General features: G+C 58.4%; 12 protein-coding genes. 3 read left to right on the plus strand and 9 right to left on the minus strand.

Features of this window, described 5'->3' with window-relative positions; all coding sequences use genetic code 11:
• Nucleotides 1–85 precede the first annotated feature (85 nt).
• The 4 genes from GH656_RS08220 to GH656_RS08235 all read right to left on the minus strand — a co-directional run bounded on the left by GH656_RS08220 (nucleotide 86) and on the right by GH656_RS08235 (nucleotide 4,222).
• A complete protein-coding gene (locus GH656_RS08220; RefSeq protein ID WP_153075424.1) occupies nucleotides 86–904 on the minus strand; it encodes an ABC transporter permease subunit in 819 nt (272 codons plus the stop codon).
• On the minus strand, nucleotides 901–1,833 hold the full coding sequence (locus GH656_RS08225) for an ABC transporter permease subunit (protein WP_153075425.1): 933 nt from the start codon (nucleotides 1,831–1,833) through the stop codon (nucleotides 901–903). Before GH656_RS08225 ends, GH656_RS08220 begins: the two co-directional genes overlap by 4 nt.
• On the minus strand, nucleotides 1,830–2,993 hold the full coding sequence (locus tag GH656_RS08230) for an ABC transporter ATP-binding protein (protein WP_153075426.1): 1,164 nt from the start codon (nucleotides 2,991–2,993) through the stop codon (nucleotides 1,830–1,832). The genes GH656_RS08225 and GH656_RS08230 overlap by 4 nt, the downstream gene beginning before the upstream one ends.
• A gap of 128 nt (nucleotides 2,994–3,121) precedes the next feature.
• Nucleotides 3,122–4,222, minus strand: coding sequence for a polyamine ABC transporter substrate-binding protein (locus GH656_RS08235; RefSeq protein WP_153075427.1), 1,101 nt, complete (start codon nucleotides 4,220–4,222; stop codon nucleotides 3,122–3,124).
• An 836-nt stretch (nucleotides 4,223–5,058) separates the two neighbouring features.
• On the opposite strand from GH656_RS08235, the gene GH656_RS08240 reads away from it, so the two are divergent.
• Together GH656_RS08240 and GH656_RS08245 are read left to right on the plus strand one after the other, a co-directional pair.
• Nucleotides 5,059–6,393: a phospholipase A gene (locus tag GH656_RS08240; RefSeq protein WP_153075428.1), complete on the plus strand. Its 1,335-nt coding sequence runs from the start codon at nucleotides 5,059–5,061 to the stop codon at nucleotides 6,391–6,393.
• Between the two features lie 163 nt (nucleotides 6,394–6,556).
• Nucleotides 6,557–6,760: a DUF1289 domain-containing protein gene (locus GH656_RS08245; RefSeq protein WP_153075429.1), complete on the plus strand. Its 204-nt coding sequence runs from the start codon at nucleotides 6,557–6,559 to the stop codon at nucleotides 6,758–6,760.
• 24 nt (nucleotides 6,761–6,784) lie between these two features.
• Here the strand turns inward: GH656_RS08245 and GH656_RS08250 are convergent, their stop codons facing one another.
• The 5 genes from GH656_RS08250 to GH656_RS08270 all read right to left on the minus strand — a co-directional run bounded on the left by GH656_RS08250 (nucleotide 6,785) and on the right by GH656_RS08270 (nucleotide 14,518).
• Complete coding sequence (locus GH656_RS08250; protein WP_153075430.1) at nucleotides 6,785–7,240, minus strand: ferritin-like domain-containing protein; 456 nt, start codon at nucleotides 7,238–7,240, stop codon at nucleotides 6,785–6,787.
• A 223-nt stretch (nucleotides 7,241–7,463) separates the two neighbouring features.
• Nucleotides 7,464–7,625 carry a DUF1328 domain-containing protein gene (locus GH656_RS08255; protein WP_153075431.1) on the minus strand — a complete coding sequence of 54 codons (162 nt, stop codon included), beginning with the start codon at nucleotides 7,623–7,625 and terminating at the stop codon, nucleotides 7,464–7,466.
• A gap of 430 nt (nucleotides 7,626–8,055) precedes the next feature.
• Complete coding sequence (locus GH656_RS08260) at nucleotides 8,056–11,355, minus strand: two-partner secretion domain-containing protein (RefSeq protein WP_153075432.1); 3,300 nt, start codon at nucleotides 11,353–11,355, stop codon at nucleotides 8,056–8,058.
• Nucleotides 11,356–11,717: 362 nt separating this feature from the next.
• On the minus strand, nucleotides 11,718–13,310 hold the full coding sequence (locus GH656_RS08265; protein WP_153075433.1) for an ABC-F family ATPase: 1,593 nt from the start codon (nucleotides 13,308–13,310) through the stop codon (nucleotides 11,718–11,720).
• 197 nt (nucleotides 13,311–13,507) lie between these two features.
• On the minus strand, nucleotides 13,508–14,518 hold the full coding sequence (locus GH656_RS08270; protein ID WP_153075434.1) for an NAD(P)-dependent oxidoreductase: 1,011 nt from the start codon (nucleotides 14,516–14,518) through the stop codon (nucleotides 13,508–13,510).
• A gap of 206 nt (nucleotides 14,519–14,724) precedes the next feature.
• Between GH656_RS08270 and GH656_RS08275 the strand changes: the two genes are divergently transcribed.
• The gene (locus GH656_RS08275) at nucleotides 14,725–15,705 is read left to right on the plus strand and encodes a LysR substrate-binding domain-containing protein (RefSeq protein WP_153075435.1); all 981 of its coding nucleotides are present in this window, start codon (nucleotides 14,725–14,727) and stop codon (nucleotides 15,703–15,705) included.
• Nucleotides 15,706–15,714: the final 9 nt, after the last annotated feature.

The following is a 15,714-nucleotide window of genomic DNA, read 5'->3' on the forward strand; positions in this document are numbered from 1 at the left end:
CCAGTTGCTGCCAGCCAGTCTCACTGATCCACGCGGGAATCATGCAAGGCTCCAGCGTGGTACCCAGGTGCACCGGATGCTCACGTTACAGCGCCAGTGCCGTGCGCCGCCGTTCTGCGCGCAGCATGAAGTAATTGATCGCAACGACCCCTACAGTGACCACCGCGATAAAGAGCGTCGCCAGCGCATTCATCTCTGGATTGAGCCCAAGCCGCACACGCGAAAACACGACCAGCGGCAACGTAGTCGACCCCGGCCCGGACAGAAACGCCGACAGCACCAGGTCATCAATCGAAAGCGTGAAGGACAGCAGCCAACCCGCCATCAGCGCCTGGGAAATCAGTGGCAGCGTAACCGCGAAAAACACCCGGAACGGCGTGGCACCAAGATCGAGCGCGGCTTCTTCGAGCGACGGATGCAGGTCTCGCACACGCGACTGAACGATGATCGCCACATACGAAATACACAGCATCACGTGGCCAATCCAGATCGTGAAAATCCCCCGCCCCGCTGGCCAGCCAAACCACTTGCCCAGTTCGATAAAGAGCAGCAACAGCGAGATACCCTGAATCACTTCGGGAATCACCAGCGGTGCATTGATCATCCCGGTGTACAGCGTAAAGCCACGAAAACGGCCCATGCGCGCCAGCACAAATCCGGCCCACGTGCCAATAAACACCGAGGCAAACGCCGTCAGCAATGCGACCCGCAACGACAGCCAGGCAGCGGAAATCAGTTCGTCGTCATGTAGCAGCGCGGCATACCAGCGCGTGGAAAAACCGCTCCACACCGTCACCAGTTGCGACTCGTTAAACGAATAGACGATCAGGCTGATGATCGGGATATACAGAAACAGAAAGCCGGTGCCGAGCACCGCATATTGCAAAAAGCGGTTCGGCTTCATCGATCGTTTTCCTCCAGCGCTTTGGCCTGGGCGTGCTGAAACAACGCCATCGGCACCAGCAACAGCAACACCATCGCGCACGTCACCGCTGAGGCCACAGGCCAGTCAGCGTTATCGAAGAATTCATTCCACATCACCCGGCCAATCATCAGCGTATTGGCACCACCCAGCAGCTCAGGAATCACGTACTCACCCACCGCTGGAATAAACACCAGCAAGCAACCAGCGATGATGCCGTTCTTCGACAGCGGCAAGGTGATCTGCACAAAGGCTTTCCAGGGACGCGCGCCCAGGTTGTAAGCCGCTTCGAGCAAGGTCAGGTCCATCTTCACGAGGTGCGCGTAAAGCGGCATCACGAGAAATGGCAAATACGTGTAGACCATGCCGATGTACACCGCCGTGTTGGTGCGGTACAGCTCGATTGGCGTGTGAATCAGACCCAGTGACAGCAGGAACTGGTTTAGCAAGCCGTTGTTTTTCAGAATCCCGATCCAGGCATAAACCCGGATCAGAAACGACGTCCAGAACGGCAGCATCACCGCCATCAGCAGCAGGTTGCGGCTAGCCGGGTTCGAGCGCGCGATGTAATACGCCATCGGGTAACCCAGCAACAGGCACAACAAGGTGGAAATGCCCGCGACCACCACCGAGTTCACGTAGGTGGCGAAATACAGGCTATCGGTGAACAGAAAAGCGTAATGCGAGAGATCGAGCGCGAGATGGAAGACACCATCCTTGAACGATGTCAGCTCGGTATAAGGCGGAATCCCCAGTTGCAGATCGGCAAAACTGATCTTGACGACCAGCAGAAACGGCACGAGGAAAAACAGCAGCAGCCAGATAAACGGCCCTGCCACCACCGCAGAGCGGCCCGTCAGCGCGAAGCGGCGCACCGGCCACGCGGCAAAGTTGAGGAGCGCGCGCTTCATGACCGGAGCACCACGCCAGCCGTTGCACCCCAGCGCACATACACCTCGTCGTCCCAGGTGGGGGTGTCGATTTCGGAAAGCGCGAGGCTGGACATATGCGCCACCACCGTTTTGCCGCTATCCAGCGTCACGTGATACAGCGAATAGCCGCCCATGTACGCGATATTCGTCACCACGCCACGGCCCCAGTTGTAGGCGCTCTCGGGTGGCTTGCGCGTGAGCGAAATGCGCTCCGGGCGCACCGACACGCCAACCGGCATGCCTAGCGGCCCGCTGATGCCGTGGCTCACGTAGAGCGGCCGTGGCAGATCGGGGGTTTCGATAAACACGTGATCGGGCTGGTCATCCACCACCGTGCCGTCAAACAGGTTAGTCGAGCCAATGAATTCGGCAGAAAACCGGCTATTGGGATATTCGTAGACTTCGTGCGGCGTGCCGAGCTGGACGATTTCGCCTTCGCTCATTACCGCGAGACGCCCGGCCATCGTCATCGCCTCCTCCTGATCGTGCGTGACCATGATGCAAGTCACGCCAACCTTGTCGAGAATATTCACCAGCTCGATTTGCGTGCGCTGGCGGATCTGCTTGTCGAGCGCGGACATCGGCTCATCGAGCAGCAACAGCTTCGGCCGCTTGACCAGGCTGCGCGCCAGCGCCACCCGCTGCTGCTGCCCACCCGAGAGTTGATGCGGCTTGCGTCCGGCGTAACGCGTCATCTGCACCAGTTCGAGCATCGCCTGCACCCGCTCTTTCAGTTCGGCTTTGGGCACGCGCTCCTGCTTCAGGCCAAAGCCAACGTTGGCTTCAACCGTCATGTGCGGAAAGAGCGCATAGGACTGGAACATCATGTTGACCGGCCGGCGGTAAGGCGGCATCTGCGCCAGGTCTTCACCGTCGATCAGGATCTTGCCCGAGGTCACGGTTTCGAGCCCGGCGAGCATTCGCAGCAACGTCGATTTACCCGAACCCGAACTGCCAAGCAGCGCGAATAATTCGCCCTTTTTCACTGACAGGCTGACCTGCCGCACGGCGAGCGTTTCACCGAATTTTTTGACGACATCGACGATCTGCACGAAGTCATCCGCCACGCCAGGCACCGCGCTGGAATTGCCCACGGGCGGCGCACCTGGCAGCGTCTGCGCACTCGACTGGTCACTCATGATGGACAGCTCTCTCCTGCATTGAAGGAACAAAGCCCCCGGCTGCGCCGGAGGCTCTGGTGGAACAAGGGAACACGCACTGGCACATACCGGAGGCCGGTTGCCGGGCGAGGTAAAACGCGCTGGTGTTAGCGGCCAGATTTCAGCTCAGTCCACAGACGCGTCTGGAGCCGCTGAATTGCTGGCGGTAGCGGCTTGAGCAGGAACAGAGTCTTAATGACCTCGGGCGGCGGATACACCGCTGGATCATTAGCCACGTCCTTGTTCACGTACTTGCGCGCTTCAAGATTGGCATTGGGATAAAACACCGCATTGGTGATCGCCGCATGCACCTGGGGGGTTTCGATGTAGTTGATCCAGGCCAGCGCGGCTTCCTTGTGTGGTGCGTCTTTAGGAATCGCCATCACGTCGAACCAGATCGGCGCGCCACCCTTCGGAATGTAGTACTCCACCTTGTAGGGTTTTTTAGCTTCTAGCGCGCGCCGCTTGGCAATCACCACATCGCCTGAAAAACCATACGCAAAGCACACATCGCCACCAACCAGATCATTGATATAGCCGGACGAATTGAACTGCGTGATGAATGGGCGGACTGTCTTGAGCAGCGCCAGCGCGGCGCGATAGTCATCCGGATTGCTGCTCATCGGATCGCGCCCGAGGTAGTGCAGCGCCGCAGCGAACACCTGATCAGGCGCATCCAGCACGGAGACACCACAAGCCTTCAGCTTCGACAGATTTTCAGGTTTGAAGAGCACGTCCCAGCTATCCAGCGGCACGTTCTTGCCCAGCAACTGCTGCGCCTTGGTGACGTTATAGCCGAGGCCCGTGGTGCCGTAGGCCCATGGCACAGAATAGGTGTTACCTGGATCAGCCCCCGCCACCAGCGCCATCAATGCCGGATCGAGGTACTTCAGGTTAGGCAGCTTCGATTTGTCGAGCGGCATGAAAATGCCAGCCGCGATCTGCTTGCCAGCGTAATTGGTGGTGGGCACCACGATGTCATAGCCGGAGTTGCCCGTCAGCAGCTTGGCCTGCAACGTGTCATCGCTGTCGTAGTTGTCGTAACGGACCTTCACGCCGGTTTGCTTCGTGAAGTTCTGCACGGTGTCTTTGGCGATGTAATCCGACCAGTTGTACACGTTCAGTTGTGTGTCTTTTGCCGCTACCGTCACCCATGGTGCGGCGCACAGCACAAGCAGCGCCAGCCGGTTCACCCACTGTTGTTTCATTCTGCCCTCCGAACCTGGCAAGCCCATGGCCCGCCCTTGACCTTACGCGATACCACCAGCCGCTCTTGCCGCTGGCCCGAAATATCCGACGCTGCCCTTGATCCTGTCTCTGGCTTCGCCCTTTGCCCTTCACCCCCTGCTCCAGCTAATGCGGCATGGCTAGCCTTGGGCGGGCGCAATTCTATCGGGTTATGCCCATATGTCCATATATCCATCCCCAAAAAAATGACACGCGCTGGATTCGCGTGCTTGATTCATGTGCCAAGGGGACGTGATGCCTGGGGCACCCGATGAGAAGCCATGCCTGAAGCCTGGCCCCGAGGCCGCATCGTGACATGTCCGCGCCTCGTGCCGCAACCCGGTAATCGGGGTTTTCCGCTGCCGTTGTTTTCAGGTCACCCTGAGGTCGTGGTGTGGTCGTGCTGAGGGTCGCGGTGAAGTCAAACCGAAGTCACACTGAAATCGCGCTGAAGTCATACCGAAGCCGCTCCGAAGTCGAACTAAAGCCATGCCGAAGTCAAACCGAAGGGCGCGCGGTGGTCGCTCCAAAGTCACGCTGAAGTCGAACCGAAGCCATGCCGAAGGTCACGCCGAAATCGTGCTGAAACTATGCCGAAAGTCACACCAAAGACCACACCGGGCACCTGCAACGCACCTGCAAACAAACGTCCATCCCTGCACCGCTGGCGAGTCTTTACAATGACGGCCTCAGTCACCGCGACGCCGCCCGCAAGGACGACCTCGCAGATCCGTGAAGCCGTGAGTGGAACCAGGCCAGGCAAGCATCACAGGCCCAGTCCCAGCACACTCCCCCGCCCGCCCCAGGAACTCCGCTTATGCGTTTAAACGCCCAGCCTTTGTGTTTCCTGCTGCTCCCTCGCCCCGATCACCGGCCCCCATTACATCGCCCGGCGTTGCCGCTCCATGCGTTTGCCCTAGCCACGCTCATCGGCTTGTCCAGCCTGTCGGGCAACGCCCAGGCCGCCATCGCCATGCTGGCCCCTGCACGTGAAGCCGCCGCGAGCGAGCCCTTGCAAATCACGCTGCTGTACTCCGGCGACGAGGCCAAAAAAACGCTCACGCTGAGCCCGCCGCCTACACTGCGGCTCCTGCTCACCAGCAACGATCTGGCACCACAGCCCATCGAACTCACACGCGAGCCCGGAACGCCAGCCACACTGCGGCTGCGCCCAGGCGAATTTCGCAAGGTGCGCTTCTCCGCTCCCTGGCCCGACAGCGCCCGCGGCGTGGTACGGCTTGACCCCGTTGGTTTTGATGCGTCACCCGCACTGGTGACGATCAATCGCGGCGCAAACCAGATCCAGATCGCCAATGCAGAACGCGCTGAAAGCCAGGCCACCAGCGCGGGCCAGGTTGCCGCCGCATCGGCCAGTGTTCGGCCTGACGGCGAGCCGCTCACGCCTTCCGGTGACGAGCTGACGACCAACCGTGACACGATGGCCCGGATTTCGTATTTCGAACCGATGTATGTCGGCGTGGGGAGCAATGGCGATACCACCGCGCGCTTCCAGTTCAGCTTCAAATACCGCGTGCTAATGCCCGACGATTTGCGCTCGAAACGCTTTCTCGACAACCTGTACTTCGCGTATACGCAAACCTCGATCTGGGACCTGTCCGCCAACTCGAAACCCTTCCGCGATACCAGCTACCAGCCGCAGGTGTTCTACGACGTGGCAGATACCGGCTGGCGCAGCACGTGGTTTTCGCGCATGGGAGTAGCCGCCGGGATTGGGCATGAGTCAAATGGCAAGAGCGGCACAGATTCGCGCAGCATCAACATCGCGTTTGTGCGGCCGACCTGGGAATTCGGTGATCTCAGCGCGAATCACCTGAGCCTCTCACCGAAGTTCTATTACTACCTGGAAAAAAGCGACAACCGCGATATCGCTGACTATCGCGGTTATGTTGACCTGCTGGTGAAGTACGGCAGCCCGAACGGCTGGCAGTTGGCAGCAACGCTGCGCAAAGGGATGAAAAGCTGGTACGGCAGTGTCGATGCCCAGCTTACCTATCCACTGGCGAAGCTGCTTGGCAGTGCGTGGGGTGGGTATGCGTGGGTCGGTTATTTCAATGGGTATGGCGAAGACATTCTCGATTACAACCAGCGCCAGCACACTGTCGTGCGCATCGGCTACAGCATTGCGCGCTAATGCATCCAGCCAGACGCCCACGCCAGAGCGCCAGAATGGCACCCGCCAGCAAGCAAGCCCGCCAGAGCGCTGCTGTTCTGGCTGTTCTGCACGTCTGGCGATGGCGCGGGCGGCAGCATCCAACTAGCGGCAAATCATTGCCGCACCACGTTCAAGGTATCTGATGGCTTCAAATCTTCACGATCTGCCCGAAAGCCCATGCATCGGCGTGTGCTCCACGCTGTTTGACGAAGTGTGCAAGGGCTGCGGGCGTACCGCTTTCGAAGTCTCGAACTGGGTTTTTTTCAGCGATGAAGAAAAACGCGCGATCTGGGACAGAATCCAGCGCGAGGGCACCGCGATGCGCTTCCAGGATCCGGCACCCTAGCTTTTTAACGCGTGCCGCGCACCCTTAGCGCCTGCCTGCCGCAGCGTACTGGTCGCGCAAATCACGGATGCGATCGTGCTGCTGCAGCACGCCCTGAAACTGCCGGTCCACCAGCGTCCGCACATCGGACGGCAAATCTTTTTCCAGCGCCTCCCGATAATGCTTTTTCGCCACGTCCTCGCCCTTTTCGCATTCGGCCAGAATGTCGTGATCGCTGCGCCCCGTCACCGCTGCCTTGACGTCGGCCCAGCCGCGATGCAGCGCACCACTGATTGAACCACCCGACTCCGGCTTGCCGCCCAGATGCTGCACCGCATCCTGCAATTCACGGGCACCACGCATGCAATCTTCAGCACAGCCCTGAAACAAGGTCTTGAGCTGCGCATCATGTGCTTCTTCAGCGGCTTTGCGAAATCCCTTCTCGCCATCTTTCGAGGTTTCGACCAGATCGTTGAGTACCGTCACCACGTTCGTAGACATATCAGCCTCCCGGGTTGATTGGGTTCATTACAGCAAAGCCGCTTGCGGCGGCCAGTCGGTCTGCCACTTTCATGCCACGCCACTGGGTTTTCCCGCTGTCTGCGGCACCACGCAACGCTCCGCACACAAGACAGGTGGTGTCCGGGCCAGACTCGCAGCGAGCCGCCCGGACTCACCAGCCTGACGCAGGCTTAATACAGGCCTAATGCAGGCCTACACGGGCCTAACGCCGGATAAAACCAAGCAGCAGCGTGACCAGAAAGACCACGATAAAAATGAAGAACAGCGCCTTGGCGATGCCGGCTGCGCCTGCGGCGATCCCGCCGAAACCAAAAACAGCAGCGATGATTGCGATGATGAAAAACACAACAGCGTAGTGCAGCATGTCGCCCTCCTTTCCAAAGACCGTCCTTCGACGGTAAAGCCAGCTAGCCGAGCCATTACGTCAGGCAAGCTACGCCGGCAAAACGAAACTGTTTTTTTCATCTGTATGGCGAGTGGTGAACTGCATGCAAGCACCATGCCCGCTCACGCGATAACCCGTGGTGGCGGGCACAGGCGCACACCCGGCGATCTGACGGCACATAAGGTGTGGTGCTTTTTACAATCAACCGGTAAGAGTGAACGCCACGCTATGGTGCATGCGTGGAGCACCCCAAAAAAAAGCGCTGGCTTCGAAACGAAGCCAGCGCTTTGCCAGACTCAGACTAAGCACGAGACGCACAGCCTGGTGCAGGCCTTTCATCTCGCCACATTTAAAGCAAATACGGCTAGAGAAAAGCGGCAGGGATTACAGACAAAGTTACAGACAGGCGTTACATAAAGCCGTAGCCATAGCCGTTACGGTTGCCATAGCCGTTGTAGCCATACTGCCCGCGGTTATTGTCCATGCTGGCCAGCATTTGCTGACGCAACACATTCGCTTCCTTCCAGGCCTGGTCACGTGTTTGCTGCACCTGACGCATGAGTTCCGCATGCTTGGTCCTCAGGTCCTGACTTTCCTGCTTATAGCGGCTCACTGCTGCACGATACGATTTCTCGTCGGTAGCAACATCCAGGGCTTGATATAAGCGCTCCCGAGCACTCGCTTGCTCGTTATTGACCTGTTCGTAAGCGCGCTGCAGCGCCGCGTCCGCCAGCCTTGCCTTCTGCAAAGCCGCCTGGAACGCCACCGCCGGATCAACCGGTGCTGGTGGCGGAGTAGTACCGTCATCCGTCGGCGCAGGGTCTGACTTGACACGCGGATCAATCACCTTGCCCCGCACCTCGGCATACATTGGCTGGCCATTGGCCCCGGTCACTTTGGTGGTTTGCGCCACGTCATAGGTCAGGTCACCACCCACTCGAACCCCGTTGCGACCAGACGAATTAAGCCGGCCTTGACGGATATCGCCTTGCGTTTTCAAGGTCAGGTCACGGCCCGTTTCAACCGAACCCAGATCAATCCCGTCAACGCCAGCGGCCAACACCGCGTCCCGGCCAGTGCGAAGTGTGTCAATCGAGACGTTGCCAGCGCTGGTTACGTTCGCATCGGCAGCGTCAAGAAAAGAGATCTTGGTCTTGCCTTCGCTCGACGCCAGATCAGCCTTGCCGCTGGCCGTGATACGCCCGACATTGATATCGCCCTTGGCCTTCAACCCGACATTCACGCCCCACAACGTAGGCGTGCTCACGCTCCCACCGGTTGACGTCACGTCGATATCCCGTCCACCGCTGTTGCCGAGGACGACGTCGCCAATAGCCGCGACTGTCAGCTTGTTGGCCGAGATCCCCTTTTGCGCCGCAACGTTGGCACCGCTCTTGATGCTCACGTCACCGGATGTCTCCGAATAATTGCCCACGCTAACCGCACCTTTGGCGTCGAGTGCAACATCCCCGCGCGTCTTGAACGCGCCCACTGCGATCGCACCATCCGTTGACTGGGCCGACAAGCTGCCAAAGTTCGAAGCTCTGTCGCCGACCGAACCCAACGCGATATCACCCTTCGCCTTGATCGCCGTGCTGGCCTTGCTTTCACCCTGAAGATTGCCGATCTTTACTGATCCGCTATCTGCCGTGAAAGTATTCTTGCCGTTGAGATAGACCGAATCGAGATCAATGTTGTTACGTGCTGCAACCGTCAAATCGCCCCCAGCCGCGATAGCGTTGCGGCGATACTGATTCGGAGCCCAGCTAGTCCGGATCGTGTCGGCATCCAGTGTCGTATTGCCATACGACGACAGACTGCCTTGCTGGATCAGATCCTTACCCGCCTTCAGGTCAAGATTTTCACGCACGTCAACGGCATCACTGACTGTCAGGTTGTCGGCGGCAGTGACCTTGAGGCTGCCCTGAGTGGTAGTCCTGCGCAACTGGGTGCTGCCCGCTACAGCAAGGTCCAGCGCCTTCACGTCAGCCGTCACACCGGCCACGTTGTTCGTGCCCTGGGTCAGCGAGAAGTTAGCGCCACGCCCGTCAAGACGGAGTTCACCCGCATCCATAACGCCATCAGCGCTTTGCGTCACGCTGTTGCCCGCCGCCAGTTGCACCAGATCGCCCTTGATCTTGCCGTTGAGCTGGATATCGCCAGCGCGCAGGCCAACCTGGCGGGCTTGCACTGCCGTTCCTTTTTCTTGCCGAATCGTGCGGCCAGACAGGAACGCATCGTTTTTCGCGGTGATATTGGCGTTTTGCGCCAGATCGCCACGGGATGCCAGTTCAACATGATCGGCATTGATATCCGCGCCCACGGCCTGGGTCACGTTGTTACCGCTAGCCGTTAACGACGTACCCTGGAATGCACTGTTAAACGCGATTGAACCTTCATCGCTATCCAGCGACAGACGGCCATAGTTCAGGGCTGAGTTGTCAACCGTCAGGTTGCCCTTGGCATTGCGCACAAAAAGGGAACCCTTGCCATCCGCCACGGCTTTGACGAAACCCGCGTCGATCAAACCATCATCAGCGACCGCTTTGGTTTCAGCACCGACATTGATATTTTTTCCGTCAGAAGCAGCGCGGACGCTCGTCATCAAGGTGCTACGCCCCGCACCCGACAGGACCGGCTGATGTTCAGCCCCGCCAGTCCGCACGTTGTCCGCAATGATGTTGAGGTTGGCAGCCGCCAGTTTGGCCTTGTTCAGGTTCACGTCCGGCGCATCAAAGCGGATATCGCCACCGGTCAGATAGCTGGAACCGTAGTACGTGCGGGCCAGTCTTGCAGCGGTCAGCTCAGCGTTATCGAGAACATTGATCGTGGCACCTTTGGCCGTGATGGTGCTGCCCTGACGGGTATCAGGCGCAGTAGCCGTCAATTTGCCAGCGATGTCCACCGAACCATTGCCCATGCTATTCAGCACGATCTCATTGTTGGCGTTACGGCTGACACCTGTGGCTTCAATCGTGCCGGTGTTGTTGACCACGCTGCGGGTGAGTGCATCAATCGCCCATGCCGTGAGTTTGACGCCGCCATCTGCCGTGCCGATAAAACCACCGTTTTTCACCAGTGCATTCAGGCTGCCCTTGTTGATCTTGACGTCCATGCCATTGCCCAGACGCAGCGTCAGATCGCTGGCAGAAGCCATGGCCACGCCACGCCCGGCACCGATACGGCCGGTCGCGTCGTTGCTGACTTCGGCACCGCCAAGCAGCGCGACGTAATCGAGAGCGGTGATCGTGCCGCTGTTCTTCACGACGCCCTTGCCCTCACCACGGAAGTTCAGGTTGTTTGCCTTGAAGTCGTCATCGCTGATATCCAGCGACGATGCCACCAGGCTAGCGACATTGATCCGGGCACCCGCACCGATCAGCACACCATTAGGGTTGACCACGAACACCCGTCCTGGCGCATTCAGCGCGCCGAGAATCGAAGTCGGATCAGGTGAGTGCACCCGGTTCAGCACAGCGGACGACGGCAGGGGCTGGGAAAAATTAAGCGTTTCGTTCTTTGCAACATTCATGTTGTCCCAGTCGACGATCATCTTGCCGCCCAACTGGTTCACCGTCGTGGTCTCGCCATTCTTGACGATACTGCCCCCGCCGAATGCGATTTTTCCCTCACCCACCGCGTGCGCCTGCGAAGCCGCTACCAGTGAAATGGCCAGCGCGAGTGGCCTTAAGATCAATGTATGTTTCATGCTTTCCGATTCCCAAATAATCCGTCCGTTAGTGGACGTTCTGGAGTATCAGAAATGCCCTTTAGTATTGAATATAAGATAAATCCGAAAGCATTTAGGAAGGGAAAATATTTGCAGTGAAACTCAATTTTTCCTACATAGAAAATCAATTATTAACGTGAATTTTCTCTGCGTTTTTTATTTGTAGGAAATAATCTGACGGAAATTGAATCAGGGCTTCGCTCCCCCCCCCTAGACCAATGACCTAATCAAGGCACATATCCGCTGCCCGCGTCATAAAAAAAGAGCCGCTTCACTGAAGCGGCTTTCGAGCATGACCAAGTCCACCTGACGGCCTAAGCGTGCTCAAGCGGCCTGGCCGCTTACTGCACTCCCTGGCTCGCCAGAAAATCTTCGTAATTACCACTGAAGTCGTTCAATTTTCCGTCAGTGCGAACTTCGATAATCCGGTTCGCCAGGCCACTGACAAATTCACGGTCGTGCGAGACAAAAATTAAGGTGCCTTCGTATTTATCGAGCGCGATCTGCAAGGATTCGATGGATTCCATATCCATGTGGTTAGTGGGTTCGTCCATCAGCAAAACATTATGGCGGCCCAGCATCAGCTTGCCCCAGATCATCCGTCCTTTTTCTCCGCCCGACAGCACTTTCACCGATTTGCGGATGTCGTCCGCGTTAAACAGCAAACGGCCCAGCGTGCCACGCACCATCTGCTCGTCATCGCCTTCCTTGCGGTAAATGTCGATCCAGTCCATCAAGGTCACGTCGTCGGGGAATTCTTCATAGGTGTCCTGCGGCATATAACCGATGTTCGCGTTCTCGGCCCATTTGACGCTGCCATGGTCGGTCTGCACCGTGCCCAGCAACGAACGCAGCAAGGTCGTCTTGCCCGCGCCGTTTTCACCGATGATCGCAATCCGCTCGCCGGGCTGCACGCTCAGGCTGAAATCAGAAAACAGCGTGCGCTCGTATTTTTTGGTGATGCGCTCAGCGATTACCGCGATGTTATGCAGCTTCTTTTCGTATTCGAAACGGATAAACGGATTTTGCCGGGACGAAGGTTTAAATTCTTCGATTTTGATTTTTTCAATTTGCTTGGCGCGGCTGGTTGCCTGACGGGCTTTCGATTTATTAGCGGAGAAGCGGCGCACGAAATCCTGCAAGTCGGAGATCCGCTCTTTCGCCTTCGCATTCGCATTTTGCTGACGTTCGCGGGCCTGGGTGCTGGCCAGCATGTAATCGTCGTAATTGCCCGGATAAACCTTGAGCGTGCCGTAATCCATATCGGCCATGTGCGTGCACACCTGGTTCAGAAAATGGCGATCGTGGGAAATGATGATCATCGTCGAGTTGTACTGGTTGAGCACGTCTTCCAGCCAGCGAATCGAGTTGATATCCAGGTTGTTGGTCGGCTCGTCGAGCAGCAGCACATCAGGTTTCGAAAACAGCGCCTGGGCCAGCAAGACACGCAGCTTCCAGCCTGGAGCGACCGCGCTCATCGGGCCGGTATGCAATTCAATTGGAATGCCAATGCCCAGCAACAGCTCGCCTGCACGCGCTTCGGCGGTATAGCCGTCGTATTCGGCGAACTTCGCTTCGAGTTCGGCCGCGTGCATGTAATCGTCATCGGTCGCATCAGGGTTGGCGTAGATCGCGTCGCGCTCGGTCATCGCGCCCCACATTTCGGTGTGGCCCATCATCACCACGTCCAGCACACGGATCTCTTCGTAAGCGAACTGATCCTGGCGCAGCTTGCCGAGACGCACGTTCGGCTCAAGCATCACATTGCCCGCGCTGGGCTCAAGATCGCCACCGAGGATTTTCATGAAGGTGGACTTGCCGCAGCCGTTCGCGCCGATCAGGCCATAGCGGTTGCCTTCGCCAAATTTGGCCGAGATGTTCTCGAAAAGGGGCTTGGGCCCAAATTGCATGGTGATGTTGGCGGTAGACAGCACGACTTGTCCTTTTGAATAAGTAAGCAGCGATAAACCAGAAGCGAGCGCAAAACGCCAGAAAGCTGGCTGAAAAACCCGGAAGACTCTAAAAACCCGGCAAACCCGGGCAGGCCCGAAAGATCCTCGAAAGCCCCAATAAGGACAATAAGAACCCAGCAGGGGCCAATAAGCGGCGAAAAACCGGGCAGTTTAACAGGTTATATCCCGTTTTTCCCGTTGTCCGGCCGGCCCCCCTCTGCTGACGGCTGCCGCATCTGCAAGATGTCGATGAAGCCGGATAAATCCGCTTGCGCCAAACCCAGCGCGCCCCCAAGCCGCAACAGTTGCTGCACTGTGCTAGCGACTGGCACCGGCGTACCGGTTTCGCCCGCAGCCGTGGCGAACGCATCCACATCTTTCTGAAACACCTTGAGCGCGCCAATCGCGGGTTGCGGCGCTGAGCCAGGGTGCGTCATGCGTGGCACGAAGGTTTGCAGCAAGACCGAATCGGCCCAGCCGCCCGCCAGCGCTTCCCCCAGACGTGCCGCATCAAGGCCGCTGCGTTGCGCAAGGCTGATCGCCTCGGCAATCGCGGCGAGTGTCGCGGTGACGATGGCCTGGTTGCACAGCTTGGCGGTCTGTCCGGCACCTGCTGGCCCCATTAACGTGACACGTGCTGCATAGGTGCGCAGCAGCGGCAGCACCTGTTCGAGGTCTGCCGCCGCACCGCCCGCCATCACGGCCAGGGTTCCCGCAGCCGCGCCAGCGACGCCCCCCGACACTGGCGCGTCGATCCAGCCTACGCCGAAGGCCGCGGCACGCTGCGCCAGCGCCGCCGTCGCACGTGGCGCAATGCTCGAATGATCGACGATCCAGCGCACCCGCGGCCGGGCAGCGGGTGCATCTGCAACGGCAGATTCAGTTGCAGATTCAGTGACACAAGCGTGACCCGCTACCGCTGGCCAGCCAGCAACCGCAGCCGGGCTCAGCACGCCAGCCGGGCCAAACACCACCTCTTCCACCGCCTGGGCATCTGCCAGACATAACAGCACCACGTCAACCGCGGCAAACAATGCAGCCGGTGTCGCCACCACCTGTGCGCCATCGGCCACCAGCGCCGCTGCCTTGTCTGGTGTCCGGTTCCACACCTGCACCCTATGGCCCGCTTGCAGCACGCGGCGAATCACCGGTGCCCCCATCAAACCCGAACCACAAAAACCTGCTTCCACGCTTTACGCTCCATTTACAAATATTTTCTAAAAACCGGACACACCATTTCGACGCATTTTTACAGACACATTTACGCCAGGATCTTAAGCCTTAAACCTGTTCCCGCTGCGGGTAAGCCACTCTTGACGACGTTCGATGTCCATATTAAAAGACTGATACCCACACGCTGTCGCGTTACACAGAACAGAGATATTCAGGAGAATTCATGAGCCAGCAACGCGAGGCTATCGACACCTACTTAATGCGCGTGTTGCACACGCTGCTCACCGAAGGCAGTGTCACCCGGACAGCGGTCAAGCTGAACCAGTCCCAGCCCGCGATCAGCGCGGCGCTGCGCCGCCTGCGCGATATCACGGGCGACCCGCTTCTGGTGCGGGGCAAAACCGGGATGGTTCCCACTGAATACGGGCTGCGCTTGCTGGAGCCGGTGCAAAACGCCCTTGGTGAAATTGAACGAATCAAATACCAGCAGCGCAATTTCAATCCTGCCACCTCGATCCGCACCTTCCGCATCGCCTGCCCTGACTATTTGAATGTGCTGTTTGTGCCAACCGTGGTTGAGTGTTTTCGCTGTGCGGCACCCAAGGCCAAACTGGAGTTTCATTCGCTCGGCCCTGCGTTCGATTACGAAATGGAGCTGGAAAATGGCAAGCTCGATATCGTGATTGGCAACTGGCCCGAACCGCCCGAGCAACTGCATCTGTCCAATCTGTTTGTCGATCAGATCGTCTGCCTGATGAGCACCTCGCATCCGTTCGTAAAACGTGATGAGCTAACCCTCGATGCCTATCTGCATGCGCCGCATCTGGCACCAACACCTTATTCGGTCGGCCAGCGGGGCGCGATTGATGTGCATCTGGCGCGCGAGCGGCTCAAGCGCCAGGTGGTCGTCACGCTGCCTTATTTCAATGTCGCGCCCTACGTGCTAATTAAATCCGATTTGATTTTCACCACGACGCGGCTCTTTGCTGACTACTACGCCCGGTTTCTGCCGTTGACTGTAATGCCCGCACCGATTGATTTCCCACCGATGCAGTACTACCAGCTGTGGCATGAGCGCGTGCATTACTCCGATGAAGTGCGCTGGCTGCGCGGCTTGATTACCGAGGCCACCAAGACTCTGGTCAGCCGGCCGGTCAGCCCGCGCAGCATCAAACGGCAACAGCCCGCCGCTGCCACAACCTAAATGAGCTTA

This window comes from Paraburkholderia bonniea, from assembly GCF_009455625.1.
In the GTDB taxonomy this organism is placed as follows: domain Bacteria; phylum Pseudomonadota; class Gammaproteobacteria; order Burkholderiales; family Burkholderiaceae; genus Paraburkholderia; species Paraburkholderia bonniea.